Here is a 2,056-nt window from a genome sequence, read left to right on the forward strand (position 1 = left end):
CCACCGGCCTACCCGGCCACACCACAACGGCGCCAACGGCCAGCACAGAGATCAACTGACTGGCCGCCGGCCACTACCTGCGGATTCGGGTCTGAGGGCGTGCTGGAGGGAGGTGAACGGGCCCGCCGGGCCCTGGTCCGGCGCGGCGTGACGACCCGGGGCTGGTGTCGACATGTCGTCCCCTTCCGATGTCCCCCCACGGAGCGACCGCGGGCGTCCACCAGCCTATCGACCCGGCGGCTCCGACGACTGCCGTCCGTGCATATCCGTGAACAATCCGTGTAGCACCACCCGCCGACCTGGGCGGACGCGACGGGCCCTTCCCCCCGCCGCCCGGGGGGGGAGGGCCCGTCCCGCGGCCGCCGGGTACGGGCCCGGCGGCCGCGGGGGTGGTGGTGCGGACGGTGGACCGGGCGGGCGGCGCACGCCCCCCGAGCCGGGGTCAGCCCTCGTCGCCCGACCGCAGTTCGGCGACGGCGGCGGCCAGCCTGGCACCGTACTCCTCGTCCGCGGCGCGGAAGTGGGCGAGGTTGCGCTCCACCACGTCCTCGCGCGAGACCTGCGCCAGGAAGCCCGCGAGGTTCTCGATCAGACGGGCCTTCTCGCCGGCCGACATCAGCCGGTACAGCTCGCCGGCCTGGAAGAAGTCGTCGTCCTTGGCGTGCGCCGGGGTGGCGTGGTTGCCGGTGTGGCCCGACACCTCGACCGGCGCCGCCAGGGCCTCGCCGGTCTGGGCCGGCCCGCCGTACGAGTTGGGCTCGTAGTTCCTGCCGCGGCCGGCGCCGTCGACGGCCATCAGGCCGTCCCGGCCGTAGTTGTGGGCCTCGGTGGCGCGCGGGGCGTTCACCGGCAGCCGGGTGTGGTTGACGCCGAGGCGGTAGCGCTGGGCGTCCGCGTAGGCGAACAGGCGGCCCTGGAGCATCCTGTCCGGGGACGGGCCGATGCCCGGCACGAAGTTGTTCGGCGAGAAGGCGGCCTGCTCGACCTCGGCGAAGACGTTCTCCGGGTTCCGGTTGAGCACCAGGCGGCCGACCTTGACCAGCGGGTAGTCGGCGTGCGGCCACACCTTGGTGAGGTCGAAGGGGTTGAAGCGGTAGTCCGCGGCCTCGGCGACCGGCATCAGCTGGACGTGGAGGGTCCAGGACGGGAACACCCCGCGCCCGATGGCCTGGTGGAGGTCGCGCTGGTGCGAGTCGGCGTCGCCGCCGACCACCTCGGCGGCCTGCCGGCCGTCCAGGCATCGGATGCCCTGATTGGTCTTGAAGTGGTACTTCACCCAGTAGGCCTCGCCGTCGGCGTTGACCCACTGGTAGGTGTGCGAGCCGTAGCCGTTCATGTGGCGGTAGGAGGCCGGGATGCCGCGGTCGCCGAACAGCCAGGTGATCTGGTGGGTCGAGGCCGGCGAGTGGGACCAGAAGTCCCAGACGTTGTCCGCCTCCTGCACCCCGGTGTACGGGTCGCGCTTCTGCGAGTGGATGAAGTCGGGGAACTTCACCGGGTCCTTGAGGAAGAACACCGGGGTGTTGTTGCCGACGAGGTCGTAGTTGCCCTCCTCGGTGTAGAACTTCACCGCGAAGCCGCGCGGATCGCGCACCGCGTCGGCCGCGCCCAGGTTGCCGGCGACGGTGGAGAAGCGCACGAAGACCTCGGTGCGCTTGCCGACCTCGGAGAGGAAGCCCGCCCGGGTGTACTTCGCGACCTCGTCGGTGACCTCGAAGTAGCCGTACGCGCCCGACCCCCGGGCGTGCACCACGCGCTCCGGGATGCGCTCGCGGTTGAACCGGGCCAGCTTCTCCAGCAGGTGCTGGTCCTGGATCAGCAGCGGTCCGTACTCGCCGGCCGAGGCCGAGTTCTGGTTGTCGGCGACCGGGGCGCCGGACTCCGTGGTCAGGATCTTGGGCATGGAGGGTCCTTCGGGTGTCGATAGGTGCCGTGCTCGGGGGAGTCTTAATTGACGGTCACAGTCCGACCCGGGTCATCCGCTCCCGGTAGAACTCGGAGGTGACGCTTCCGAGGCCGCCCCACCAGCCCCAGTTCATCACCCGGACCGGGGTGT

At 71.4% G+C, this 2,056-nt stretch carries 1 protein-coding gene; it reads right to left on the reverse strand.

All coding sequences use genetic code 11. The features are described 5' to 3' along the window. Positions 1-442: 442 nt before the first annotated feature. Positions 443-1,903, reverse strand: a complete 1,461-nt coding sequence (locus AB0E96_RS40605; protein WP_359831809.1) for a catalase — start codon at positions 1,901-1,903, stop codon at positions 443-445. Positions 1,904-2,056 lie beyond the last annotated feature (153 nt).

It is taken from the genome of Kitasatospora sp. NPDC036755 (assembly GCF_040636595.1).
In the GTDB taxonomy this organism is placed as follows: domain Bacteria; phylum Actinomycetota; class Actinomycetes; order Streptomycetales; family Streptomycetaceae; genus Kitasatospora.

Coding starts and splice junctions, on each gene's coding strand:
- AB0E96_RS40605 (WP_359831809.1), bottom strand. CDS start 1,903: ATGCCCAAGATCCTGACCACGGAGTCCGGCGCCCCGGTCGCCGACAAC.